Consider the following 24,165-nt stretch of genomic DNA (forward strand, 5'->3'; position numbering starts at 1 on the left):
TTTGCGGCCGATTATGACAAAGCAAAATTCAGAAATTGCCCGCCGCCGCACATTCGGCATCGTCGCCCACCCGGATGCCGGTAAGACCACGCTGACCGAGAAGCTGCTGCTTTTCGGGGGAGCGATCCAGGAAGCCGGCGCGGTCAAGAGCAATAAGATCAAGAAAAGCACGACCTCCGACTTCATGGAGATCGAGCGGCAGCGCGGTATTTCGGTGGCTACCTCCGTGATGGCTTTTGACTACGCGGACAAGAAAATAATTATCCTCGACACACCGGGCCACAAGGATTTTGCCGAGGACACCTACCGTACCCTGACGGCGGTCGACAGTGTCATCGTGGTCATCGACGTGGCCAAAGGGGTGGAAGAACAGACCGAAAAGCTGGTTGAGGTCTGCCGCATGCGCAAGACGCCCGTGATCGTCTTCATCAACAAGATGGACCGGCCGGGAAAAGAGGCCTTCGACCTGCTGGACGAAGTAGAGCAGAAACTTTTCCTGAAAGCCGTTCCGCTAAGCTGGCCTATCGGCATGGGAGATCGATTCCAGGGGGTGTATAACCTTTTCGAGGAGCGAATCGTCCTGTTCCGCCCGGACAACAAGCAGGGGCGACCGGAGGAAACCATCGAGTTCGATGACCTGGAAGATCCCGAGCTGGAGAAGCTGATCGGTTCGGATGCGGCCGACGAACTGCGCGAGGAAGTGGAAATGATCCGCGGTGTGTATCCGAAGTTTAACCGCGAGGTATACCTGCAGGGGGGCGTGAGCCCGGTATTTTTTGGCTCGGCGGTGAATAATTTCGGGGTCAAGGAATTGCTGGACTGCTTCGTGCGGATAGCGCCTTCACCACTACCGAGGCCCACGGAGGAGCGGCAGGTCAACCCGAATGAAGACCAGTTTGCCGGATTCGTATTTAAGATCCACGCCAATATGGACCCCCGGCACCGCGACCGTATCGCTTTTCTGCGTATCTGTTCCGGGACCTTTGAACGCAACACGAACTACCTGCACGTGCGGCAGGGTCGTAAGATGAAGTTTGCCAACCCGACCAGCTTTATGGCCGACCGCAAGGAAATCATCGATGCTGCCTACGCGGGAGACGTCGTCGGTCTCTATGATTCCGGGAACTTTAAGATCGGCGACACGCTGACGGAAGGGGAAGAACTGCACTTTAAAGGCATCCCCAGCTTTAGCCCCGAGCAATTCCGGCGGGTCATCAACGGCGATCCGATGAAGTCCAAGCAACTCGCGAAGGGCCTGGATCAGCTTATGGACGAGGGGGTGGCTCAGCTATTTACCCGGGGCGTGGATAACGCGCAGATCATCGGGACGGTCGGAGCGCTGCAGTTCGATGTCATCCAGTATCGCCTGGAGCACGAATACGGGGCAACCGCGCTTTACGAACCCATCAACCTTCATAAGGCCTTGTGGGTGAGCTGTGAGGACGCGGAAGCCCTTGAGGGCTTCACCGAGCGCCGCCGGCAGCAAATCGCGACGGATAAGGACGGCAAGCTGGTTTACCTGGCCGAGAGTGCCTGGACCCTACAGATGGTCCGGGAGAGCCATCCGGAAATCGTTTTTCACCAAACCTCGGAATTTTAAGGAAAGGGGAGAAAATGAAGGCTGGAAAAAATATTTTCCGGTTTTGGAAAATAGTTGCTCGTCCGGGTACGTTAAGGACGAAGCGCGCCGTTAAGATTCTGTTAAACGGGGAAAAAGCGGCATTTCGATTGGACTGTTTGCCAACCCTATCTACCTTTGTATTGTATTTAGTCTGTACCCTAGCCGGGTATCCATTCCGGCTCCGTCGCCGAGCCTAACCAACGCGACCTTCCAAAAACTGACACAAGACTTTAGCTTCATGGATTCTTCCTGCCGGAAGGTCCGCAATCGTCTCACGAGCAAGTCTCTTTTATGCTAAAGAAATCATTTCTCTTCCTACTATCCCTCGGTGCCGCCCTGTTTATGAGCACCACTGAATTTGACATTTCCCGTTACGTAAACGGTGAATTCTCTACCGCCTCCGCTTTTTTTGTACCGGTTAACCTGGAGACGAAAACGCCCAAGAAGGTCACCCCTCGCGAAGAAATTATTCCTGAAATTCCGGAAACGCCCAGCGCGCCCGTTGCAGCCAAACTGCGTGACTTTGAAGATAAAAGCTTTGAATCCGAATTAAAGGCTGCCATACTGGCCAACCCTACTTGGGCTAAGCTTTACCGCAATAAGAAGCTCTCCGTCGGTCTGGTGGACATGAGCGACGAAAACAATCCGCGCTTCGCTACGCTCAACGGCAAGCATATGATGTACGCGGCCAGTCTGCCGAAGATTGCCGTACTCGCCGCCGCCCACGATGCCATCGAGCGGGGTGAATTGAAGGAAAGCAGCGAGATCAAGGCGGATATGCGCCTTATGATCGCCAAGTCGAACAACGCGGCCACCACCCGCATGATCGACCGCATCGGTTTCGAGCACATCGAGCGGACGATGCGCGATCCCCGCCACCAGCTTTACGATCCCAATAACGGTGGGGGACTATGGGTAGGTAAGCGGTACGCCGCCGGTGGCCGTCGCTACCCGGATCCCATGAAGGGCATTAGTCATGCGGCTACCACCGAGCAAATCTGCCGGTACTTCTTCCTGCTGGCCAACGGCCAGCTCGTAAGTCAGCAGAGCAGTGAGAAAATGATGAGCTACCTCGTCGACCCGGAACTGCACCACAAATTCGTCAACACCCTTGACCGGGTAGCTCCCCGTGCGAAGGTCTACCGCAAATCCGGATCCTGGAGCGTATACCACGCCGACTGCGCGCTGGTGCAGGGCCCAAAGCGGAACTACATCATGACCGCTCTGGTGGAAGATCCCGCCGGTGAGCAGATCATCCGCGAACTGGGTGAAGTAATGGACGGCCTGGCTAAGCTATAGCAGACCTGGTATCCCAATAAAAAGCCCCCGCGCCGAACGGCGCGGGGGCTTTTTATTGGATTCCTATGTCCGTTTTAGGTCAAACTGTGCCGCGGCGAAAGCGTCCCCCAGTTATCGTTGCAATCGCCGGTATAAACCCAGGCCTATTTTGATTTGTTGCGACTTTGTTGCAATAACGGGGCTAGTGATTACCTTTGCCTGTCACATAACCCATCCAATCAAATGACTATGAACCGTATCCTATTTTTACTTACCCTTCCGCTATTTGTCGCCTGCGGGAGTGATGACGATCCGATTATACCCAACGAGGAAGAAGTGATCACCGACCTGGTGTATGTACTCACCCCCGACGGGGGCGGGGTGGCCGTCACCATGTCCTTCTCGGATCCAGATGGCGACGGAGCGCAGGCAGCGGTGATTTCCGTTAGCGATTCCCTCGAAGCAGCCACTACTTACACCGGCGTGGTTTCGCTGACCAATAATTCGGATCCATCCGATCCCGAGAATATCACGGCCGAGGTACTCGAAGAGAACGATGAACACCAATTCTTTTACACTCCGGCCGGTGGTCTCGATGCTAGCCTGGAGTACGCGGATGCCGACGATAACGGCAACCCCCTGGGCGTAGTGACCGAGCTGCAAACGGGCCAGCCCTCTTCCGGTACCCTACGTATCGTTCTGCGCCACGAGCCGGATAAGGCTTCCGGTGCGACCATCACCGATCCCAGCGGAGCCGGTGGCGAAACCGATATTGAAGTTACCTTTCCGGTAAGTATCCGTAATTGATCCCGGCGTGCGCCTGTTATTCCTGACCTGCCTGTTACTCCTTACCGTGAAATCCCTGGCAGCCCAGGATTGTCAGGGCACGATTAGTGGTATTCTTACCGACGAGCACCAGACCGAACGCCTCGCTTTTGCTTCCATATACCTGGTGGAAGCGGAGCGGGGCATTCAGGCGGATGAGAACGGTCGATTTTCTATTGAGGGCTTATGTCCGGGGCCCATCACGCTGCGTTTCAGTCATATCGGCTGCGACCCCCGGCAGATGGACTTCAATTTTCGCGCCGATACGACGCTGCAAGTGATCTTGCATCACCACGATAATTACACGGAGACCGTCACCGTCAATTCCAGTTCCGTCCGCGTCCCGTACGAAGAGCGGCTGGATCGACAGGCGGATCGCCAGCTCAGCACCGTACTGGAAGGCATTGCCGGGGTAAGCAGTTTGCGAACGGGGAGTGCCGCGGCCAAGCCCGTCTTCGACGGACTCTACGGAAACCGACTTAGTATTCAGAATAACGGAATTGCCCAATCCGGCCAGCAATGGGGCAATGACCACGCTCCTGAAATCGATCCGTGGGTGGCCGCCTACGTTCGCGTGGTAGAAGGCGTCGACGCCCTGCGCTACGGAGGCAGTACGCTCGGGCCTACCGTACTGATCGAGCCATCTCCCCTTACTGACCGTACCGAATCGGGAGGTAAAGTAGCCTACGGACTACGCAGTAACGGGTGGGGACACAATTTGAATGCCCGCCTGACCGACTCCGCCGCCATCGTGTACCGGGTCAGCGGAAGCCTGAAGGTGGCCGGCGATCTGAGGGCCCCCGGCTATTATCTGGCCAATACCGGCCGGAGGGAAGCCAACCTCGCCCTACAGGCTGCGAAATTTCTCAGCGATCGGTGGACGGTGAGGGGATATTACAGTTTATTCAACGCCGAGATCGGTGTGCTACGCGGCTCTCACATCGGTAACCTGAGCGACCTGACCGAAGCCATCGGACGGGAGGTTCCGTTCTTTACCGAGCAGAATTTCTCTTACGGGATAGCATCCCCCCGGCAGCGGGTAAGTCACCATCTGCTAAAGGGCGAGGTCAATTACAAACCCAACGACCGGGAGGACATTACCCTGCGCTACGGCGGACAGGTCGACCAGCGACAGGAATTTGATGTGCGCCGCGGTTCCGACGATCAGGCCGCCCTCAAATTGCTGCAATTCAATCATCTGCTGGAGGGCGTGTATAGCCGGGAGGTAGGTCCGACGCAGCACCTGGAAGCAGGGGCACAGCTGGAGATCACCGACAATACAAATCAGCCGGGAACGGGCATCCTTCCACTCATTCCAGACTATAACGCCGCGAGGGGTGGGGCTTTCGCGACCTATCATAATAAGCGCGAGCGATTTCGGTACCACTTTGGCCTGCGTTTCGATCACCAGTACTACGAGGCAATTACGATCTCCCGCGACCTTCCGCGACGAATCGAGCGCTTCGAGCACTATTTCAATAGTTTGGGCGCCAGTGGCGGGTGGAGTTGGCGATTCGGCCGTGGCTTCAGTCTCGATGCCGAAGTAACGTACCGGCAGCGGCCGCCCCAGATCAATGAATTGTATAGCCAGGGTTTACACCAGGGCGTTAGCGGAATTGAAGAGGGAGATGCCGACCTGAGCCCGGAGCGGTCGCTTAAAAACAGCCTGGGTTTGCGCTACGGTAGTCGCAATGGTAACCTGACGCTGAACGCTACCGCCTTTTACCAACCCATTCAGGGCTACATCAATCTGGTGCCCCAGGAAGAGCTGCGGTTGACCATTCGGGGTGCATTCCCCGTTTTCCGCTACGAAAGTGTGGATGCCCTGTTGTGGGGCGGGAAAGTGAGCGTGCTGGCTCAGCTCGGACGCGTAGATATTGATAGCCGTCTGGCCTATGTAAGAGGTACGGAGTCGGATACCAACCGCCCCCTGGTGTACATACCCCCACTGAACTGGAGAACGACGCTGAGCTATCCACTTGGCGAAGCGGTTGATCTTTCCGGTACCGTAACGTACGTCGCCCGCCAGTCAAACTATGAGCCTGAGCAGGACTTTCTGCCCCCCCCGCCCGCCTATGCGCTCCTGGGTGTTCGACTATCGAAACACTGGACCTGGAGGGGCCGGGAAATCACGGCGGAAGTGGAGGCCGACAACCTTCTAAACGAATCGTACCGCGATTACCTCGACCGGCAGCGCTACTACGCCGACAGCCCGGGGCGCAGCTTAAATATTCGTCTCAGCTACAGTTGGTAAACTTCGTAAAAAGTCGTACTTTTGCGGACTGATTCAACTCCATCCTCGCGGCGGAGTAAAACAACGAAAAAATTAAGATTATATGGCACACCATAAATCAGCCAAAAAGCGCATTCGCCAGGACGAAAGAAAACGTCTGCACAACCGCTATTACAAGAAATCCGCCCGTTCGGCCATCCGTAAACTGCGCGATCTCGAAGACCGCAGCGAAGCTGAGAAGCAGCTTCCTCGCCTCTTCAGTATGATCGACCGTCTGGCCAAGCGCAATCTGTGGCACCAAAACAAAGCGGCTAACCTTAAGTCCGGATTAGCTCAGCACGTAAACAGTCTCGGCTAAACACCGTGATCTTTTGCTTCCGCCGCAAAAAAAGCCCCGTTACGATGTCGTAACGGGGCTTTTTTGATTTGTACGGTGCCGGTGATTAGCGGCGGCGGCGATTACGGTTTCCGCGGCCGCGGCTACGGTTGTTGTTACTGCTGCTGCTGCTGCCCTTCTTCTTTTTCTTCTTCCGACGACCGCTACCGGTATCCTGGGAGGGCTGGTTGCCGCTAGGTTCACCGATCTTGGCGTCCTTGGGCAGTACGAGCACCTTATCGCTGATCTCGTATAAGTCCTTACGAATCATGTCTTCGTTGTAGAACTTCCCGTCGCGCCAGTCGGTCAGCGCTACCTTCATATAGTAGGCGGCGGTGTAGGTGACCAGGTCGCGTTCGGGACCGTCCTCCATTTTCTTACCCTCCTCGATCAGGTGCAGAACGTTCTTACCGTAGTGCAGCATTCGCTTGTGGGTGTCCGGGTAGGGTAGGGGTTCGGGCGTCTTGTTTTCGGCATCCGGAGTAGCGTTGATGCCTTCTGGTACCGTGACGTTCAACTCGCCGCCGGCAATGCGAAAAGCATGCTTCCAGAGGCGCTCCTCGTAATTTTCCTGCTGCTTCACGCTGGGCTGCATCTGCAGCATCAGCTTAATGACGCGCTCAACGTAGGCCTGCCGCTCGTCGGCATCTTCGATCTCATTCGCTTTCTGCAGCAATTCCTGGACATTTCGTCCGTACTCACTGTAGATCAACTCCTGCTTGCTGGTATTGTAGGCTATGTCCCACTCCATCCGGTAGTATTTTAAATAATAATGATTGCCGCGGGTAAAGGGTTGTCCCGGGACGAAAGCCCAAAGCTAGCGATATTACTCTACCGTAACCGATTTGGCCAGGTTACGGGGTTGGTCCACATTGCGGCCCAGCTCCACGGCGATGTGGTAGCTCAGCAACTGCAGCGGGATGACGGAGAGTAGGGGGGAAAGCTGTTCTTCGGTGCTGGGGATCTCGATCACGTGGTGGGCCATCGAGCTAATGGTGGTTTCTCCCTGCGGAACGACGGCGATGACGACACCCTTGCGGGCGAGCACTTCCTGAATATTGCTAACGATCTTCTCGTAGGCCGATTGATTGGTGGCCGTTACGATGACCGGCATGGTCTCGTCGATCAGCGCGATCGGGCCGTGCTTCATTTCCGCGGCGGGATAACCTTCGGCGTGAATGTAGCTAATTTCCTTAAGCTTCAGCGCGCCTTCGAGAGCGACGGGGAAATTGTAACCCCGCCCCAGGTAAAGCGCGTTATGGTGGTGTTTGATCTCCTTGGCGATGTACCGAATATGATCGTTGGCCTTGAGGCATTCCTGGACTTTCTCAGGGATGCTCTCCATTTCGGTGACCAGCTTCTGGAAGGTCGTATTGCTGATCGTACTCAGCTTCTGGGCCATGCTCAGCGCCAGGAGCGTAAGTACCGTTACCTGGCCGGTGAACGCTTTGGTACTGGCTACCCCGATTTCGGGTCCGGCGTGGATGTAACTTCCGGCATCGGTCAGGCGGGCGATACTGCTGCCAACCGAGTTGACGATCCCGTAAATCATGGCACCCTTTTGCTTGGCGAGCTCGAGGGCGGCCAGGGTATCGGCCGTTTCGCCACTCTGGCTGAGGGCAATGACGATGTCGCGTTCGTTGAGGATGGGATTGCGGTAGCGGAACTCGCTGGCGTATTCCACCTCTACGGGGATACGAGCAAGGTCTTCGATCAGGTACTCTCCGATGAGCCCGGAGTGGTAGCTGGTACCACAGGCCACGATGATGATCCGGTTAGCGCGTACGAAGCGGTTGGTGTACTCTTCCAGTCCGCGCAGCGTCACCCGATTTTCCTTGCTGCTGATACGACCGCGCATCGCATCGAAGATGGTGGTGGGCTGCTCGTATATCTCCTTGAGCATGAAGTGCTCGTAGCCATTCTTTTCCAGGGCTTCGATCTGCATATCGAGCTCCTGGATGAAGGGGGGCTGGGTTTCGTTTTTCGTGTTCTTGATCTCCAGGCCCTTATCCAGGGTAATGGTGGCGATCTGATTGTCGTCGAGATAAACTACCCGGCGGGTGCTGTCCAGAAACGGCGAGGCATCCGATCCAATAAAGTACTCGCCCTCGCCGATCCCAACGACCAGGGGGCTGGCCTTACGGGCCCCTACCAGTACGCTCGGGTTGCGGCTGTCGACCACGGCGATAGCGTAGGCTCCCTCCACGCGCATCAGCGCCAGGCGCACGGCCTCTTCCAGTGGGAGATCACCCTCGTCTTGAATCTCTTCGATCAGGTGAACGAGTACCTCCGTATCGGTTTCGCTGTCGAAGGTATGCCCTTCGGCGATCAGCGCGTTTTTCAGGACGGCGTAGTTCTCGATGATCCCGTTGTGTACCAGCGCCAGGCGACCGTTTCCTCCCGTATGGGGGTGAGCGTTTACGTCATTCGGTTCGCCGTGGGTAGCCCAGCGGGTATGACCAATGCCCACCGTACCCGTGGTATCGTTTTTGCCAATTTCCTTGCGCAAAGCGGAAACCTTGCCCTTTTTCTTGAAGATGGAAAGTGAATCGTTCAGGATGGCGATACCCGCGCTGTCGTATCCTCGGTATTCGAGGCGTTCGAGGCCTTTGATAATAAGCGCGTCAGCTTGGCGGTTGCCGATGTATCCAACAATTCCACACATAGGGTCGGGGTTTTAAAAGGAAGTGGTAGGTGAGGGTAATGAACGTATTCCCCTTCGGAGCCTGAATAAGCTATTAGCGATCATACCAAAACTTCAAAACTAATAGCAACGGCAGGAACCGAAAACGGATAAAGAATAAATCTTAGCAAATTCACCTGATCTAACGAAGATTCTCCGGCAAAGTTGCCCACTTAATTCAGTTCGGTGAAGGTAATGCGAACCCGTGCCGGATTATTCGGTGCGTCGGGGCCGTTAAGTAAGACGCGGGCCACGTCCTTCGCGGCGACGGGCTCGAACAGCGCGGCCGAGGTAGCTGCGTAGTCACTCTGATCGAGGGGGTATGCCCGAAGGTAAAGGCGGGGTGGAACCTCGCCATCGATGATGCGCTGCATATGCAGACTGAAGGAGACCTCGTAAGCGGCGGCGTCACCCTCGGTCCGCAAATTTCCGTCAAGGAAGAAATTGGCGTTCGGAGCCAGAGCGCGGGTCCGGATCAACTCGATCTTGTCCTGAATGGCGATGAGCGGCCCGGAGGAAGAGGGGCGATAGAAAAGCTCGACCCGCCGGGGGATAGGATACTCATCGTAATCCACGCCAACGACATCAGCTACCGGAATCTCGAGCGTGGCCCGGTTGATGACGGTTCCTTCCCATTGGCTCAGGTCGCCAAAATTGATTTCCGTCATCAGGCTTCCCTTGCCCGCGATGGCCACGAGGTCGTTATCGGCTTCCTCATCCAGCAGGGGTTCTACCAGGGCATTGGCGTAGTCATACGCGTAGTTGGGAATCGCCAGTTGTACGGGGAGGCGATAAAACCTGGGGCTGCCCGTCGAATCGGAATAGTAGACGTTCAGGCCCGAGTAGGGGGTTACGTTCTGCGGATCGGTAAGTTGAAAGTTGACGATGGCATCGGTGGGGCCGGAGGGGGTGAGATACAGTCCCGAGAACACTTCCTTGAAGGCCGCGTCCGATTCGTAGACGGATGCATCGTATCCCTGGAAGCGATTACCCAGTTCCAGGCTAAGTGGGATGCGGGCGTGCGCGTATTCGGGAGCGCCGCTGGTAATGGTCGTATCCCGTACCGGAATGGGCGTCGTGCTGACGCTGAAGGTGGCGGCTCCTCCTAAATCGGCACCCAGCGTTTCGCGGGTAAAGGTCGAGTAATAATCCGTTCCGTTGATTTCCACGTTTTCGGTTAACTCCGTCGCGCGGAAGGGGAAGGTCCGGCCAGGTCCGTAAATACCGGCGAGGGTATCGATCGGAAGGATCAGCACGACCGAGTCTATCGTAGCGCCACCGCGGGTAACGAAGGGGGGAAGCACGGTGACTCCCCGGTCCCGCGGCAGCCAGGGCACGATGTACACGCTATGCGTGGTCTTTCCGAAGGTGGGTTCGTCTAATTCGCCGAAAGAAAAGTTCGGTCCCAGCACGTAGCGGGAGATCGTATCCGATGTGCCGTTGAGTATAAAGAGGCTATCCTCCTCTACCACGCGCGTGGAGAAGGGAATGGCGGTAGATTCCCCTACGCCGGCCCGATCATCACCCAGCAGGTCCGATCCGACGGTGATCGGATCCGTGCAGGCGCCTAGTAGAAGGAGGGTAAGCAGGGCAAATACTGGTTTCATATGGTTCTTTACTATAAACGATAGCGCGGAGGTTGATCCGGCGTGCCTGGAAAGGCGGAAAGTAAACGAGCCCTTCCCCTGACATCGGGGAAGGACTCGTGATTCGTATAGAGGGGCCTGATCCGCTGGGGGTTGGCTACTTTTCTACTTCGGCGGCTAATAATTCCTTGTAGAACTCGACGCTGGCTTTCGGGGCCTCTTCTCCCTGTACGTTAAGCACGGGGATATCAGCGTTGGCCAGGGCCTCGTTCAGGTTGTCGTCGATCTCGGCACTGCCGCGAATGACGGCATCGCTGTACTTGATCGCTCCCCGGTGGAGGGCGGGTTTTCCGTCTTCCATGTAGGGAGCCAGGTCATCCTCGCTCAGGGCGTTAATGCTGGCCTTGATCGCGAAATCATCCGTGATGTGCTGCTCCGGTCCGCTCTGGTACAGGCTGTAGACGATCTTGCTGTTTTTGAACAGCGGTTCGTTCTTATAGGCCGTGCGCAGGTAGAAGGGAATCAGACTGGTCATCCACCCGTGAACGTGAATAATGTCGGGTGGCCAGCCGAATTTGCGTACCGTTTCGATAACGCCCTTGCTGAAGAACACCGCGCGATCGGCGTTGTCGTCAAAGGGCTTTCCCGCCTTGTCGACGTGAACGAACTTACGCTTGAAAAAATCTTCGTTATCCAGGAAGTAAACCTGCATACGGACGCCTTTGTCGGGCAGTGAGGCGACCTTGATGATGAGCGGGTAGTCGTCGTCGTCGACGATGATGTTCATCCCGGACAGACGCACCACTTCGTGGAGACGGTGACGACGTTCGTTGATGGTGCCGTAGCGCGGCATCAACACGCGGATTTCCATTTGCTTCTTCTGCAAATACGGGGCTAGGGCCCTCACGGTGGTGGCTATTTCGGTCAGCTCCGTGTAGGGATCCATTTCCTGGGTTACAATCAGGACTTTGGTTTTACTCATATCTTCGGATCGCGTTTCAGATTTTTGACGAAACCGGCCGCCATTGCCGCCGGACACGGGAGCCCTCACGCGGCCCCAAGGGTGGCAAAGTTACAAAATATTGCGCAGACCCCCTATCTTCGCCGCCCTTTAGCGGAGCTCCCGCCCGACATATTTAACCGGCTTTTGCAGACATTTACCACAGCATCAGCGCTTTCCGAGGCCCTGGCCGCCGTTCGACGCCCCGGGGATACCGTCGGCTTCGTGCCCACTATGGGAGCTCTCCACCGGGGTCATGCCGCGCTCGTCAAGGCCTGTCGCCTGGAATGCGACGTCACCGTAGCCAGCATTTTCGTCAACCCCACCCAATTCAACGAGTCGGCCGACCTCGAAACCTACCCGCGTACGCCGGAAAGTGACCGCGCTTTGCTCGAAGCACACGGCTGTGATTTTCTTTACTTCCCCGAGGTCGATGACGTGTACCCGGATGGCCCGGACACCGAGAGCCTGGTGATGAATCTCGACTACGGTACCCTTACCGATCGGCTGGAGGGAGCCCACCGGCCCGGACACTTCGCCGGGGTCGTGCAGGTCGTTCACCGTCTCCTGCAGATCGTGGAACCGGATGTGTTGTTTCTGGGGCAGAAAGATTACCAGCAGGTCGCCGTTATCCGCCGTATGGTTTCACTGCTCGATTTGGGCGTGCGCCTGCACATCGTTCCGACGGTGCGCGAACAGGACGGTCTGGCCCTGAGTAGCCGCAATCGCCGGCTGAGTCCCGACGAGCGACTGGTTGCCGGAAAGATCAATCAGCACCTGGGTGCCGTCGCGGCCGGACTCCGTTCCGGCTGGCCCGCCCGTGAGCTCGAGCAGTTGGCGATACGGGGCATGGCCGCCCTGCCGGCCCTGAAGCCTGAATACGTCGAAGTCGTAGACGGGCACACGCTGCTTCCCTACCAAGACGGTGATCCCGTTGAAGAGCTTACCGTGCTGACGGCAGTCAGGGTAGGGGACGTCCGCCTCATTGATAACCGTATTGCCTACCGCGCCAACCCTAGCTAGTACCCGCGCGTTTGAATGCCGGACTTTACATAGCCCAACCACTTTATTCGATTATGCTGATTCAACGTTTCAAAGGAAAAATTCACCGCGCTACCGTCACCGAGGCCAACCTCAACTACGTCGGCAGTATCACGATTGACGGCAAGCTGCTCGACGCGGCCGGCATCCTCGAAGGGGAGAAGGTCCAGATTGTCAACAACAACAACGGGGAGCGAATCGAGACGTACACCATCCGCGGAGAAGAAGGCTCGGGCGTTATCTGCCTGAACGGCGCGGCCGCCCGCCGCTGCCAGGTCGGCGACGTGGTCATCATCATCGCCTACGGCTACATGACCGAGGAAGAAGCGCGCGCCTTCGAGCCCAAGGTGGCGTTTCCCGGCGAGGGGAACAAACTGTAGGGCGGCGGAGCGCAGGTAGAAGCCTGTTTACGCAACAGGAGCGAATATCCCTTATTGTATCCTTTCCAAACTTTAACATCCACCTAGTCCGTGCTGCCGCAATTAGCCGCCACACGCCGCCGTTAATCCCCCCGAACGTACAAAAATCCCGGTTGAGTTTTCATGCATTTGAACCAACCGACATGAAATCCTTATTCGCTTTTCTACTGATTGTCGTGGCTACATCCCTGACCGATGAACTGCACGCCCAGGATGGGGAAACGACCGCAACCATCAGCTCCCGTGTGCACGAGCATGCCGAGACAACCACTCTGGCTAAGGCACTTGACGCCGCCGGTCTGACCGTCGCGCTTTTTCTTCCCAAGCATGCCGATGCCCTCATAGCCCTCTTACCGTACTACCTTATCGACAGCGCCGACCATCCCTCCACGGCCGCGCTGACGGAGGTACGCAACGGCTGAGAAGTAACCATAGGAAAGCCGTTTCAGGGAGCTAAGGGTATGATTCACCTGATCGACCCGGTGCTCCTGCCCGCGGATTTCGATTTAAAAAGCCTTACCGGTGCTAAACAGTAGCCGGAACACAGCCTCCACTTCCTGATATCAGGCATGGCTCCACGCCCTCGGGTGGGGAGCCATTGCCATTTCCGGAGCTAACCCATTGAAAACCTTATCTTCGCCAACCCCAAAAGAAAAAGCTATGAAAGTTGCCGTCGTAGGCGCCACCGGACTCGTGGGAGGCGTGATGTTTGAAGTACTGAAGGAGCATGATTTCCCCATTACGGAATTGTTGCCCGTCGCCTCCGAGCGCTCGGTCGGCAAACCGATCGAGTACCGGGGAAAGACGTATACCGTCGTATCCCTGCAGGACGCGGTCGACGCCCGCTGCGACGTAGCCATCTTCAGTGCCGGCGGCTCCACCAGCCTGGAGTGGGCACCCAAATTCGCCGAAGTGGGTACCACGGTCATCGATAACAGCAGTGCCTGGCGCATGGACCCCGCAAAGAAGTTGGTGGTGCCGGAGGTGAACGCTGATACGCTGACCGCTGAAGACCGCATCATCGCTAATCCGAACTGCTCCACGATCCAGATGGTCGTGGCCCTGGCGCCTCTACACAAAGCGTTTGGCATCAAGCGGCTCGTTATCTCTACCTACCAGTCGTTCACCGGCACCGGCGTAAAGGCCGTACGCCAGTACGAAACCGAACGGGACGGAGGCAAGAGCGAAGAGCCGGCTTACCACTATCCGATCTTCGAGAATTGCATCCCGCACTGCGATGTCTTCCTCGACAACGACTACACGAAGGAGGAAATGAAGCTGGTCCACGAAACCCGCAAGATCCTCGGCGACGATTCGATCGCGATCACCGCTACGGCGGTGCGGGTGCCCGTACACGGCGGCCACAGCGAGAGCGTCAACATCGAGTTTCATAAGCCCTTCGAAATGGACGAGGTACGGAAGCTGCTCGCCGACGTCCCCGGCCTGGTGCTACAGGACGATCCCAAGAATAATAAGTATCCCATGCCGCTGCTGGCCAAGCACCGGGATGAAGTCTTTGTCGGCCGGCTACGGCGCGACGAAAGCATCGAGAACGGGCTGAATATGTGGGTAGTGGCCGACAACCTCCGCAAGGGGGCCGCGACCAATGCCGTACAGATCGCCGAATACCTGCGGGAGAACCGACTCATCGGCTCCGGCGTTCCGGCTTAGCTGGCACACAATTTGTAAGTTAGCCTTGTTGCAATACCAACCTACACCGAAGTTTGGCGATTAGGGTTCTACCTGCGCTCCGCCGCCATACATACAGAGCATACCATGCGAAACCGAATTGCCGTCTGGGGGCGTGACGCCCAGGAAAAACGCGTACTGATCACGATCGAACTACAGGTCACGGACAACATCGTCCGGATCGAGACCTTCCCCGAGAAAGTCGTCAGCGATGACGTCTACTCCGCCTTCATGAATAAGTGGCGGAAGGACGAAGAAGCCGAACTCCCCGAACCCGACCGCGTCATTGCCCGCGAGTTGAGCGTCACCGAGTCGCTGCTGCCCGACGACCTGAAGGCCGAACAGACCGACATGATCGTACGTGCCCAGACAGAATGGCACTTCCATGTCCTCAGCGAAAAGCTCGCCCAGACCTACCGCAGCGAACTCGCCGAGATCGAAGACCGCATCGAACGTGCCGGCAGCTACAGCAGCGACCTCTGGAATCAGGCCAAGGCCTTCTGGCAGAAGGTGCAGGGGCAATTGCAGGATAAGACCCTCCTCCGGGAACAGGGTAATGAACTCCGCAAGCGCTCCGACGCCGTTTTCGCCCGCCTCAAGGAGTTGCGCCAGGAAGTGAACGCCCAGTACGAAGCGGAGTCCGCCAAGCAGAAGGAAAAGTTCGGGCAATTGCTCCAGGAGGTAGAGGGCCGCATCACCGAAGGCACCCACCTCAATAAGGTATTCCAGGAATTGCGCGATTTGCAGCGGAAGTTCCACGGCATCAAATTCACGAAGAAAGACCGCGACGAGGTGTACAACCGCATCGACGCCGCCTTCAAGACCGTCAAGCAGAAGCGGGGGCAGGGCAGTGAGGATAAGGGCGGTGCCCTTAGCCGCAACGAAGCGCGCTACCAGGGCCTCATGAAGGCCATGGAGCGGATGGAAAAGAGCATCGGCCGCGATAAGGAAGATCTCAAGTTCGAGAACCGCCGCATCGAGCGGACCGACGGGCAGCTCGAAGCCCAGATCCGCCAGGCCAAGATCGTCATGATCGAAAGCCGCATCGCCAGCAAGGGCGAAAAACTGGCGGACATGGTCAAGACCAAGGACATGCTCGAAAAGCGGATCGAGAAGGATAAGAAGCGCGCCGAAAAGAACGCCCGCAAGGCCGCCGAGCGCCAGGCCAAGGAGGCCGCCAAGGCCAAGATCGCCGCCGAAATGGGCAACCGCCAGATCAGCCCCGAAGAGGAAGCCAAGCTGGCCGCCGCCGCCGCGGAGATTAAGGCCGGCAAGAAACAGGCCAAGGCCGATCGGAAATCCATGAAGTCCGCCCCGCCGGAGGATATGATGGCTAACTACGCCGCCTTCTCACAGGTGCTGGCCGGTGAGGTACACGTCCCGAAGAAGCAGCGCACGCCCGCTCCTTCCCTGCTGGAGCAGGCTACGGAGAGCATTGATGATGCTATCGAGGTAGCTACGCATAAGGTACAGCAGGCTGTTGATACGGTTAAGGCTGCCGGGCAGGTGCTTTCGGAGGAGGAGTAGGGAGGTACGATAGACGATTTACGAAGTGCGATTTACGATTGGGGCTGCCGCATGGGCGTGCTCGCTTTTGGCTCGTATCCCTCTCCCCCGGCCCCTCTCCAGAGGAGAGGGGTGACTCAGCCGGATTGATTTTCTTTCTCCTCCATAATTCCAAATGGCGAAATAGCCCGAAACGCTTAAGCGCTTTTCTCGACTTTGGACTTCTGATCGACCACGCTATAGCAACGAAGCTAAAATGAGGCATTTTGCGCCTGGTAAAGGAACCAATGGTGGATCGTAGCAACACGAAGCGTGGCTCAGGGGCCCCACGGTGTCGTCGAAGCCACTTTTGGTAACTTGGAAGCGGGGGGGGCTGCTTGCTAAGTCGGCAGTTGGAAAAGGGCCATTTGCAGGTTGATTGGTGAAGTCCAAGCATGCTCTGAATTGAGCTGGTCCGTTCATCTCTTGCGCTAAGATGAACGGTTTATTGGTCTTGCAAACATATGAAGTATGTCGGACGGGACGTCCTTCATCCGTATCCGTCGCAGAGTATGTCGGACGGGACGTCCTCCACCCGTATCCGTTGCAGAGTATGTCGGAGGGGACGTCCTCCACCCGTATCCGTTGCAGAGTATGTCGGACGGGACGTCCTCCACCCGTATCCGTTGCAGAGTATGTCGGACGGGACGTCCTCTCCCCGTATCCGTTGCAAAGTATGTCGGACGGGACGTCCTCTACCCGTATCCGTTGCCACTCGGAATGCTCTCTGCGGTAGGGAGGAAAGTTGTCATAACCGCATCCGATTAAAACTCGAATAGCGTACCAGCCGCACCGGGAGGCGTAGCCCCCGCGTGATAATACGCCTTTTCGGTAGCCTGCCGCCCCCGTGGCGTACGCATCAGGTAGCCCTCCATGATCAGGAACGGCTCGTGCACTTCTTCGATGGTGCCCACCTCCTCGCCGACGGCGGTGGCGATGGTGGAGACGCCGACCGGGCCACCCTTGAACTTGTGGATGATGGCGTCCAGGATCTTGTTGTCCATCTCGTCGAGACCGCCTTCGTCGACGTTGAGGGCGGCGAGGCCGAAGTCGGCGATGGCCTTATCGATGGTGCCGTTGCCCTTTACCTGGGCGAAGTCGCGGATCCGGCGCAGGAGGGCGTTGGCAATACGGGGGGTACCCCGGCTGCGGCGGGCGATCTCCTCGGCGCCTTCGTCGGTGATCGGCACCTGCATGATCTCGCAACTGCGCTTGATGATACGGACGAGGGTTTGGGTATCGTAGTAGTCCAGCAGGCAGTTGATGCCGAAGCGGGCGCGCATGGGCGCGGTGAGCAGCCCCATCCGGGTGGTGGCTCCCACCAGCGTAAAGGGTTCGAGCGAGATCTGGACGGAGCGGGCGTTCGGTCCGCTGTCGATCATGATATCGATACGGTAGTCCTCCATGGCGGAGTAGAGATACTCCTCCACGACGTTATTCAGGCGGTGGATCTCATCGATGAACAGCACGTCGCCCTCGTTGAGGTTGGTGAGCAGGCCGGCAAGGTCACCCGGCTTTTCGAGGACGGGGCCGCTGGTGAGCTTGAGCTCGGCTCCGAGTTCGTTGGCGATGATGTAGCTGAGGGTCGTTTTTCCCAGGCCCGGAGGGCCGTGCAGGAGGACGTGGTCGAGCGAGTCGCCCCGCTGAACGGCGGCCTGGATGAATACCTTGAGGTTCTCCACGATCTTGGGCTGACCGCTGAACTCGCTCAGGCTGTCGGGGCGCAGGGCCCGCTCCATAGCGCCGTCTTCGGGCGACAGATTAGCGGCAGAGGGATCTAGGTGCTGATTCATTGCCCGCGCAAGTTACGAAACATTTTGTTGCAACTTAGATCAGTTCGTCTTCAATCATGACAAAGGAATTTAGCGATTAGGTGTTCGGGTTACGCTGTCCTCCGCCGGGTGTGGGGGTTAATGCACGTTTGTTTCTCAAATATCGGTCGGGTAGGGGAGGCACGCCAGGACACAATTCGGCGCGATGTTCCTGTGTCGGCCTGAAATTTTTGAAGTCGGTTCGTAGATAAATGCCTGACTAGGAGCGATTTATGCAAAAAGAAAAGGCCACCCTGCAAGCAGGGTGACCTCATCGATGGTGTCGGGATGACTGGATTCGAACCAGCGGCCCCACGCCCCCCAGGCGTGTGCGCTACCGGGCTGCGCCACATCCCGAACTCTTCTTCGGATTCTTCCGGGTGGTCGATACTGGATTCGAACCAGTGACCTCTGCAATGTCAATGCAACGCTCTAAACCAACTGAGCTAATCGACCCGGTGCATCTAAGCGGCTGCAAATATACGACCCGTAAACCGGCGGGACAAAACTTCTGTCCGCAAATTTTAAGCCTGGGCCGTTGGAGTGAAGGATGTCGGTGGAAATTGCGGCCCGTTGTTGCCGTTATTGCTGTTGTTGATCGGGCCGAACTGCCGCTCGTACTTCTGTACGTTGTCGGCCAGGGCCGCCAAAAGGCGCTTGGCGTGCTCGGGGGTCAGGATGACCCGGCTCTTCACCTTCGCCTTGGGGGCATTAGGCACGATGCGCACGAAATCTACCACAAATTCGGAGCTGGAGTGGGTAATGATTGCCAGGTTGGAGTATACGCCTTCGGCGATATCCTCGGGCAGATCGATGCTGAGTTGGTTTTGTTGGGGCGGGTTCTTTTTGTCCTCGGCCATGATGTCACGTTGGCCCGCCGGCGGGCGGGGGTTAGGATTATTTTTTCTTGGCGGTGGCCTTCTTCTTGGCCGGAGCCTTCTTTTTCTTCGGCGCGGCTTTCTTCTTCGCCTTGAAGGCACCGGGCTGCTGATCTTCGATGATGGCTTTCACTTCCTCCAGCGATAGCTCGGCGGCCTCTTCGCGTGTCATCTTTTTGCCGTCGACGGTCGGCAGTTTGATGGACTTTTTCTTGAAGCGGATGAAGGGTCCCCACCGTCCTTGCTCGACGTCGATCTTATCGGCTTCGAATCGTTGGATGTAGCGGTTAGCCTCTTTCTCCTCCTTGGCCTGGATCAGCTCGGTCATTTCGTCCTTGTCCAGGTTGTCCGGGTCGTAACGCTTCGGGATGTTGACGAACATGCCGTTCCACTTCAGGAAGGGGCCGAAACGGCCTTTGCCCTGCGTGACCGGCTGTCCCTTATAGGTCATCACGGGCTCGTCCGCCTTTTTCTTGGCGGCGACCAGCACCTTGGCGTCCTTCAGCGTGGTAGAGTGGGGGTCGTCTCCCTTCGGCAGGCTGATGAAATCATCTCCCCAGCGGATGTAGGGGCCGAAGCGACCGATACCGACTACCGTTTCCCGGCCCTCGATCTCCCCCAGTACTTTGGGCAGGTCGAAGAGGGGGAGGGCGGTTTCCAGGTCGATCTCCTCCATACTTACGCCGGCGGGCAGGTTAGCATAGCGGGGTTTTTCTTCGGGAACGAGCTCATCAGGGGCACCTAACTGAATCACCGGGCCGTTGCGGCTCAGGCGCACGAGGATGGTTTTCCCCGAGACCGGGTCGTTCCCCAGGATTCGCTCGCCGGTCACCCGGTCGGCGCTCTCGGTGGTTTCCTCGACCGTTTCGTGGAAGGGTAAATAGAAATCTTCCAGCATTTGGGTCCAGGTCACGTGCCCGTCGGCCACCTCGTCGAAGCGATCCTCGATATCGGCGGTGAACTGGTAGGTCATTACGTTCTCGAAGTGCTCGTCGAGGAAGTCGCTGACGGCCATACCGATGTCGCTGGCGAACAGGCGGTTCTTCACCGTGCCCGTTATTTCCGTCTTGGTATCGGAATCGATGCTCCCGTCTTTCAGGGTCAGGACCTCGTACTTCCGCTCCTCGCCGTCGCGGCTCTCGCGCGTCACGTAACCCCGCTTCGGATCCATAATTTTGGATACCGTAGGAGCGTAGGTGGACGGGCGACCAATGCCGAGTTCCTCCAACTGCTTCACCAGGCTGGCCTCCGTATAACGGGTTGGCGGACGCGTAAAGCGTTGCGTGGCGGTCATCTCGCTGAGGGGGAGGATTTGTCCCTGCTCCAGCGGCGGAAGGATACCCTTGGTGGTTTCGTCATCCTCCTCCTCGTCGTCGTTACTTTCGATGTAAAGCTTGAGGAAGCCATCGAATTTCAGGACTTCACCCTGCGCCCGGAGGCGGGCATCCGGGGCCTTATCCACGGCGATGTTGACCGTGGTCTTTTCCAGTTCGGCATCCGCCATCTGGCTGGCGACGGTCCGTTTCCAGATCAGTTCGTACAAGCGCTGCTCGTCGCGGTCGCCCTGATTGATCGTATGCCGGTCGACGTAGCTGGGACGAATGGCTTCGTGCGCCTCCTGGGCGTCCTTCTTCTTGCTTTTGTAGCGACGGACCTTGCTGTACTGGGTGCCGAACTCCTTGGTCACCTCCTTCTCGATGGCGGTCAGGGCGGTTTCGGACAGGCTGATGCTATCGGTACGCATGTAGGTGATAAGACCGGCCTCGTACAGTCGCTGCGCGGTACGCATGGTCCGCTCCACGTTCATATAGAGCTTCCGGCTGGCTTCCTGCTGCAGGGTAGAGGTGGTGAAGGGAGGGGCCGGCTTCCGCTTCGTAGGTTTGATGTCGATGTCGCTGATGCTGAACTCGGCACCGACACATTTTTTCAGGAAGGTTTCGGCGGATTCCCGGTCCGCGAAGCGGTCCGGGCTGTCGGCTTTCAGTTCGACCTCCTTACCCTGCTCGTTGCGAACCGTGAAGATGGCATTCACCCGGAAGAAGGGGCTCGCTTCGAAGCCCATGATCTCCCGCTCCCGCTCGACCACCAGCTTAACGGTGACGGATTGCACCCGGCCGGCGCTCAGTCCGAACTTCACTTTCTTCCACAGTACCCCGGAGAGCTCGTAGCCGACCAATCGGTCGAGGACGCGCCGGGCCTGCTGGGCATTGACGAGATTCACGTCCACCGTACGCGGATTATTGATTGCCGCCTGAATGGCGGGGGGCGTGATCTCCCGGAAGACGATCCGCTTGGTAGTATCGACCGGCAGCTTCAGGACTTCGCAAAGGTGCCAGCTGATGGCCTCTCCTTCGCGGTCTTCGTCCGTCGCGAGCCATACCGTATCAACCTTATTCACCGCGGCCTTCAGCTCCTTGACCACCTTTCGCTTCTCGGGAGAGACGACGTATTTAGTGGCAAAATTTCGGTCAACGTCGACTGCGCCATCTCCCTTATCCAGGTCGCGCACGTGCCCGAAAGAGGACTTCACGGTGTAGTCCTTCCCCAGGATCTTCTCTATGGTTTTCGCTTTGGCAGGGGACTCGACAATAAGTAAGTTCTTAGACATAGGTTGATTGGGTTCCTCTAGAGTTACGGTTCTAGGCGGCAATTAGTTGTTCGGCGAGCTTTCTTAGTACGTTTTTCGTCTCTTCGTCGGAAAGCTCGTCCTCGGCGATCAGGTTTTCGATACTGGAGATCGGCAGCCGGTTCGGCAGCACCCAGGCGCCCATGTGGGCGAATACATCGGCCAGGTGATCCACGCCGCGCAGGTTTCCCGCCCGCCCGGATGCCAGGCCCACCAGGGCCACGTGCTTGCCCGCGAAGTTGCCGGCGTAATCGATGACGGAGATGCCGTCCAGAAACAATTTGAGTACGCCCGGGTAGCTGCCGTTATACTCCGGGGCAAATACGGCAAACTTGCGCGTTGGCTGAATATACCTACGATGCAGCGCCACCAGGTCGGCGTTGCCGGGCTTACCCTGGTACATTTCTTCCTGAAAGTAGCCGTGGTGCAGGTCGGCCATGTCCAGGATGGCCACTTCTTCACCGAGCCGCCGCAGTTGGTCGGCAAAGTAGTCGACGAACAGGCGCGTGCGACTCTCGGGGCGATTGGTACCGGATATCAGGGTGATCATAGGCGTCGGGTAATGGGCAAACGTACGGCAAATTGCCGCGCTGCTTCGATCGTCGATTATTTTGCGGCGGAGCGCAGGTAATAAGCTGGTCGTAAAGTCCGGCGGATCAGTTCCTCCCAAACTTCCGCCAGCCGAAGGCGAGGGCCAGTAAGAGCAGCCCGAAGTAGATCAGCGGGGAGGCAAGCATTCCGCCAGCCTCGCTGCCGCCCTGTTCTCCGGCCAACGCTTCTCCGGCCGAGCCGCTACGAATCAATCCTCCGATCAGCATGGCTATGGCCAGCAAAATGAGGAAGAGGAAAGCCAGGTTGAATTTGGTCATGGGGCGGTGTAGTGCATAACCACAACGCTTCATTTTCGTTCAAGCACGACGCCGCCAGAGAAAAAGGACTAGGAGGAGCCCGCCGATCCAGGCGATCAGTAGCCAGGGAGAGAGACGGAGGCCCAGTTCGTAGCCCGCGCCGTTCGCCCCGCGAATACTTTCGTAGGAGAATCCGCTCCACAGTCCGAACAGAAGTAGGGCAGCGACGAGGAGCAGGACGAATATGTGGCGGGGGGAGCGGAGGAGGTTGGACAAAGTATTAATCTTGGGCATTAAAATAACAACGCCCCGTCTCCACAGGGAAACGGGGCGTCGGTACTAAGGGCAGCTAGACTAGCAGTTACAGCACTCGTTCTGCTCCAGGCTCGGGTTACGGTCAATGTCCCGTTGTGGCAGCGGCCAGACATTGTCGCAGGGGTCGTAGCCACCGGGGCCGAATACATCGAGGGCGCGACCAAGACGACGCACGTCCCACAAACGATGCCCGCTTTCCATCGCCAATTCTACGAAGCGCTCCTGTAGGATAGCGTCTTCAAAGTTCTCCTCATCGAGTTCGATATCGTCCAAACCGGCACGGTTGCGAACCATGTTGATCATGTCGGTGGCCGTGTCGAAATCGCCCTGGTTCGCGGCGGCTTCGGCGATGATTAGTACCATCTCGGCTCCGCGGATGAACATCAGGGGGTCGTTCTGGCTACCCGAGGCGGCACCAAAGTCGTCGTACTTGATGCCGTAGGCCCGGGTGCCTAGGCTGTCGACGCTGAGCTCGCGGCGGATGTCTCCATCTTCGTAGCTATTAATCAAGGCGGTGGAGGGTACGATACTCAGGCGGCCGTTCAGGGCGGAGGGACCGTAGAAGAAGGCCAGGCTGTTTCCGTCGGTCGAACTAAATTCCAGGAACCACAGCTCGTCCTCCATGTATGGGATCGCGGTCAGGTCGTAGTCCTCGCCGACGGCCAGCTCGGCGAAGGACTGTGCATCCTCATAGCGCTCTTGGTAGAGGGCCACGCGGGCGAGCAGCGCGTTGGCGGCGGCCTGCGTCATGCCCAGGGTGAGGTCGTCCACGATATTGTCGACGGCGAACTGCAGGTCGGTGATGATCTGGTCGTAGATCGCCGATACCGAAGCACGGGTCACGTTCTGGTTGTCGTCGATCACGTTTGGGGTGGGCGTCAGCACCAGGGGCACTTCTCCCCAGCCCAGGACTAGCTCCAGATAGGCGAAGGCGCGTGCGAGACGGGCCTCGCCTACCAGGCTGCTGCGCAGCTCCTCGTTCTCGTTGAGCGAGGGGTCGTCCAGCCCGGTAACGGTCTCGACGATGTTGTTCGCGACGTTGATGGTGGTATAGTGGGTAGAGAACATCCCGGCCATCGTGGTATTGCTGGTGGTCACGTTGTAAGCGTCGAATTCAGCGCGGGTGGGGAAGGTACCGGTGAAGGTAGCCTCGTCGCTGAAGTACTGATAACCGGCGAGGTGGGTATCGAAGGCATTGTCCTGTAGGGCGTCGTAGACCCCGGCGCGGGCCGCACGGGCAGACTGGGCGTCGACGATGGCCACCGGGGCATCCACCGAATCGGTAGGGTCGATGGCGTCGATGTCGTAGTAGTCGCAGGAGGCGAAGCCGAGCAGGACGACGAGTCCTAGCAGACTTTTATATGGCTTAATCATTATTGCAAATTAGAGTT

21 protein-coding genes and 2 tRNA genes are annotated in these 24,165 nt (G+C 57.6%); 10 read left to right on the forward strand and 13 right to left on the reverse strand.

Translation table 11 applies throughout. The annotated features are described in order from the left end of the window. The first annotated feature begins 13 nt into the window (after window positions 1–13). The 5 genes from DRW39_RS00445 to rpsT all read left to right on the forward strand — a co-directional run bounded on the left by DRW39_RS00445 (window position 14) and on the right by rpsT (window position 6,315). Window positions 14–1,600, forward strand: a complete 1,587-nt coding sequence (locus DRW39_RS00445) for a peptide chain release factor 3 (protein ID WP_198664731.1) — start codon at window positions 14–16, stop codon at window positions 1,598–1,600. 312 nt (window positions 1,601–1,912) lie between these two features. Continuing rightward, window positions 1,913–2,920, forward strand: a complete 1,008-nt coding sequence (locus tag DRW39_RS00450; protein ID WP_232830026.1) for a serine hydrolase — start codon at window positions 1,913–1,915, stop codon at window positions 2,918–2,920. 228 nt (window positions 2,921–3,148) lie between these two features. Next, complete coding sequence (locus DRW39_RS00455; RefSeq protein WP_116105029.1) at window positions 3,149–3,706, forward strand: type 1 periplasmic binding fold superfamily protein; 558 nt, start codon at window positions 3,149–3,151, stop codon at window positions 3,704–3,706. A gap of 46 nt (window positions 3,707–3,752) precedes the next feature. Next, a complete protein-coding gene (locus DRW39_RS00460; RefSeq protein WP_157975832.1) occupies window positions 3,753–5,978 on the forward strand; it encodes a TonB-dependent receptor in 2,226 nt (741 codons plus the stop codon). An 82-nt stretch (window positions 5,979–6,060) separates the two neighbouring features. Continuing rightward, window positions 6,061–6,315, forward strand: a complete 255-nt coding sequence (gene rpsT / locus DRW39_RS00465) for a 30S ribosomal protein S20 (protein ID WP_116105031.1) — start codon at window positions 6,061–6,063, stop codon at window positions 6,313–6,315. 85 nt (window positions 6,316–6,400) lie between these two features. Here rpsT and DRW39_RS00470 read toward each other — a convergent pair whose 3' ends face one another. The 4 genes from DRW39_RS00470 to DRW39_RS00485 all read right to left on the reverse strand — a co-directional run bounded on the left by DRW39_RS00470 (window position 6,401) and on the right by DRW39_RS00485 (window position 11,584). Next, the gene (locus tag DRW39_RS00470) at window positions 6,401–7,084 is read right to left on the reverse strand and encodes a DUF4290 domain-containing protein (protein ID WP_116105032.1); all 684 of its coding nucleotides are present in this window, start codon (window positions 7,082–7,084) and stop codon (window positions 6,401–6,403) included. 75 nt (window positions 7,085–7,159) lie between these two features. Beyond that, window positions 7,160–8,998, reverse strand: coding sequence for a glutamine--fructose-6-phosphate transaminase (isomerizing) (glmS, locus tag DRW39_RS00475; RefSeq protein WP_116105033.1), 1,839 nt, complete (start codon window positions 8,996–8,998; stop codon window positions 7,160–7,162). Between the two features lie 191 nt (window positions 8,999–9,189). Continuing rightward, complete coding sequence (locus DRW39_RS00480; protein WP_116105034.1) at window positions 9,190–10,623, reverse strand: DUF4270 family protein; 1,434 nt, start codon at window positions 10,621–10,623, stop codon at window positions 9,190–9,192. Window positions 10,624–10,759: 136 nt separating this feature from the next. Beyond that, complete coding sequence (locus DRW39_RS00485) at window positions 10,760–11,584, reverse strand: glycogen/starch synthase (RefSeq protein ID WP_116105786.1); 825 nt, start codon at window positions 11,582–11,584, stop codon at window positions 10,760–10,762. Between the two features lie 165 nt (window positions 11,585–11,749). Here DRW39_RS00485 and panC point away from each other — a divergent pair, with 165 nt between their 5' ends. From panC to DRW39_RS00510, 5 genes are all read left to right on the forward strand, one after another. After that, window positions 11,750–12,625, forward strand: coding sequence for a pantoate--beta-alanine ligase (gene panC, locus DRW39_RS00490; RefSeq protein WP_157975833.1), 876 nt, complete (start codon window positions 11,750–11,752; stop codon window positions 12,623–12,625). A 53-nt stretch (window positions 12,626–12,678) separates the two neighbouring features. Then, the gene (panD, locus tag DRW39_RS00495) at window positions 12,679–13,023 is read left to right on the forward strand and encodes an aspartate 1-decarboxylase (protein ID WP_116105036.1); all 345 of its coding nucleotides are present in this window, start codon (window positions 12,679–12,681) and stop codon (window positions 13,021–13,023) included. 182 nt (window positions 13,024–13,205) lie between these two features. After that, window positions 13,206–13,484 (forward strand): hypothetical protein, encoded by a 279-nt coding sequence (locus DRW39_RS00500; RefSeq protein WP_116105037.1) that lies wholly within the window; start codon window positions 13,206–13,208, stop codon window positions 13,482–13,484. 238 nt (window positions 13,485–13,722) lie between these two features. Beyond that, entirely contained in the window at window positions 13,723–14,733 is a 1,011-nt protein-coding gene (locus tag DRW39_RS00505) for an aspartate-semialdehyde dehydrogenase (protein ID WP_116105038.1), read from the forward strand. A 105-nt stretch (window positions 14,734–14,838) separates the two neighbouring features. Further along, entirely contained in the window at window positions 14,839–16,278 is a 1,440-nt protein-coding gene (locus DRW39_RS00510; protein WP_116105039.1) for a hypothetical protein, read from the forward strand. A 782-nt stretch (window positions 16,279–17,060) separates the two neighbouring features. Here the strand turns inward: DRW39_RS00510 and ruvB are convergent. The 9 genes from ruvB to DRW39_RS00555 form a co-directional block, all read right to left on the reverse strand. Further along, window positions 17,061–18,089: a Holliday junction branch migration DNA helicase RuvB gene (ruvB, locus tag DRW39_RS00515; protein ID WP_116105040.1), complete on the reverse strand. Its 1,029-nt coding sequence runs from the start codon at window positions 18,087–18,089 to the stop codon at window positions 17,061–17,063. Window positions 18,090–18,390: 301 nt separating this feature from the next. Further along, window positions 18,391–18,464 (reverse strand) — tRNA-Pro (locus tag DRW39_RS00520). A gap of 24 nt (window positions 18,465–18,488) precedes the next feature. Next, a tRNA-Val gene (locus DRW39_RS00525) sits at window positions 18,489–18,563 on the reverse strand. 68 nt (window positions 18,564–18,631) lie between these two features. After that, on the reverse strand, window positions 18,632–18,967 hold the full coding sequence (locus DRW39_RS00530) for a DUF3467 domain-containing protein (RefSeq protein WP_116105041.1): 336 nt from the start codon (window positions 18,965–18,967) through the stop codon (window positions 18,632–18,634). A gap of 37 nt (window positions 18,968–19,004) precedes the next feature. Beyond that, a complete protein-coding gene (gene topA / locus DRW39_RS00535) occupies window positions 19,005–21,593 on the reverse strand; it encodes a type I DNA topoisomerase (protein ID WP_116105042.1) in 2,589 nt (862 codons plus the stop codon). 31 nt (window positions 21,594–21,624) lie between these two features. Further along, a complete protein-coding gene (locus DRW39_RS00540; protein WP_116105043.1) occupies window positions 21,625–22,161 on the reverse strand; it encodes an NADPH-dependent FMN reductase in 537 nt (178 codons plus the stop codon). 106 nt (window positions 22,162–22,267) lie between these two features. Then, window positions 22,268–22,480, reverse strand: coding sequence for a hypothetical protein (locus DRW39_RS00545; RefSeq protein WP_116105044.1), 213 nt, complete (start codon window positions 22,478–22,480; stop codon window positions 22,268–22,270). A 39-nt stretch (window positions 22,481–22,519) separates the two neighbouring features. Next, entirely contained in the window at window positions 22,520–22,735 is a 216-nt protein-coding gene (locus DRW39_RS00550) for a hypothetical protein (RefSeq protein WP_157975834.1), read from the reverse strand. 78 nt (window positions 22,736–22,813) lie between these two features. Continuing rightward, complete coding sequence (locus DRW39_RS00555) at window positions 22,814–24,148, reverse strand: RagB/SusD family nutrient uptake outer membrane protein (RefSeq protein ID WP_116105046.1); 1,335 nt, start codon at window positions 24,146–24,148, stop codon at window positions 22,814–22,816. Between the last annotated feature and the right edge of the window lie 17 nt (window positions 24,149–24,165).

It is taken from the genome of Lewinella sp. IMCC34191 (genome assembly GCF_003390935.1).
GTDB lineage: Bacteria > Bacteroidota > Bacteroidia > Chitinophagales > Saprospiraceae > Neolewinella.

Bases quoted from the DNA above. Each gene is read 5' to 3' on its own strand.
- DRW39_RS00445 (WP_198664731.1), top strand. From the start codon at position 14: ATGACAAAGCAAAATTCAGAAATTGCCCGCCGCCGCACATTCGGCATC.
- DRW39_RS00450 (WP_232830026.1), top strand. From the start codon at position 1,913: ATGCTAAAGAAATCATTTCTCTTCCTACTATCCCTCGGTGCCGCCCTG.
- DRW39_RS00455 (WP_116105029.1), top strand. From the start codon at position 3,149: ATGAACCGTATCCTATTTTTACTTACCCTTCCGCTATTTGTCGCCTGC.
- rpsT (WP_116105031.1), top strand. From the start codon at position 6,061: ATGGCACACCATAAATCAGCCAAAAAGCGCATTCGCCAGGACGAAAGA.
- DRW39_RS00470 (WP_116105032.1), bottom strand. From the start codon at position 7,084: ATGGAGTGGGACATAGCCTACAATACCAGCAAGCAGGAGTTGATCTAC.
- glmS (WP_116105033.1), bottom strand. From the start codon at position 8,998: ATGTGTGGAATTGTTGGATACATCGGCAACCGCCAAGCTGACGCGCTT.
- DRW39_RS00480 (WP_116105034.1), bottom strand. From the start codon at position 10,623: ATGAAACCAGTATTTGCCCTGCTTACCCTCCTTCTACTAGGCGCCTGC.
- DRW39_RS00485 (WP_116105786.1), bottom strand. From the start codon at position 11,584: ATGAGTAAAACCAAAGTCCTGATTGTAACCCAGGAAATGGATCCCTAC.
- panD (WP_116105036.1), top strand. From the start codon at position 12,679: ATGCTGATTCAACGTTTCAAAGGAAAAATTCACCGCGCTACCGTCACC.
- DRW39_RS00500 (WP_116105037.1), top strand. From the start codon at position 13,206: ATGAAATCCTTATTCGCTTTTCTACTGATTGTCGTGGCTACATCCCTG.
- DRW39_RS00505 (WP_116105038.1), top strand. From the start codon at position 13,723: ATGAAAGTTGCCGTCGTAGGCGCCACCGGACTCGTGGGAGGCGTGATG.
- DRW39_RS00510 (WP_116105039.1), top strand. From the start codon at position 14,839: ATGCGAAACCGAATTGCCGTCTGGGGGCGTGACGCCCAGGAAAAACGC.
- ruvB (WP_116105040.1), bottom strand. From the start codon at position 18,089: ATGAATCAGCACCTAGATCCCTCTGCCGCTAATCTGTCGCCCGAAGAC.
- DRW39_RS00530 (WP_116105041.1), bottom strand. From the start codon at position 18,967: ATGGCCGAGGACAAAAAGAACCCGCCCCAACAAAACCAACTCAGCATC.
- topA (WP_116105042.1), bottom strand. From the start codon at position 21,593: ATGTCTAAGAACTTACTTATTGTCGAGTCCCCTGCCAAAGCGAAAACC.
- DRW39_RS00540 (WP_116105043.1), bottom strand. From the start codon at position 22,161: ATGATCACCCTGATATCCGGTACCAATCGCCCCGAGAGTCGCACGCGC.
- DRW39_RS00545 (WP_116105044.1), bottom strand. From the start codon at position 22,480: ATGACCAAATTCAACCTGGCTTTCCTCTTCCTCATTTTGCTGGCCATA.
- DRW39_RS00555 (WP_116105046.1), bottom strand. From the start codon at position 24,148: ATGATTAAGCCATATAAAAGTCTGCTAGGACTCGTCGTCCTGCTCGGC.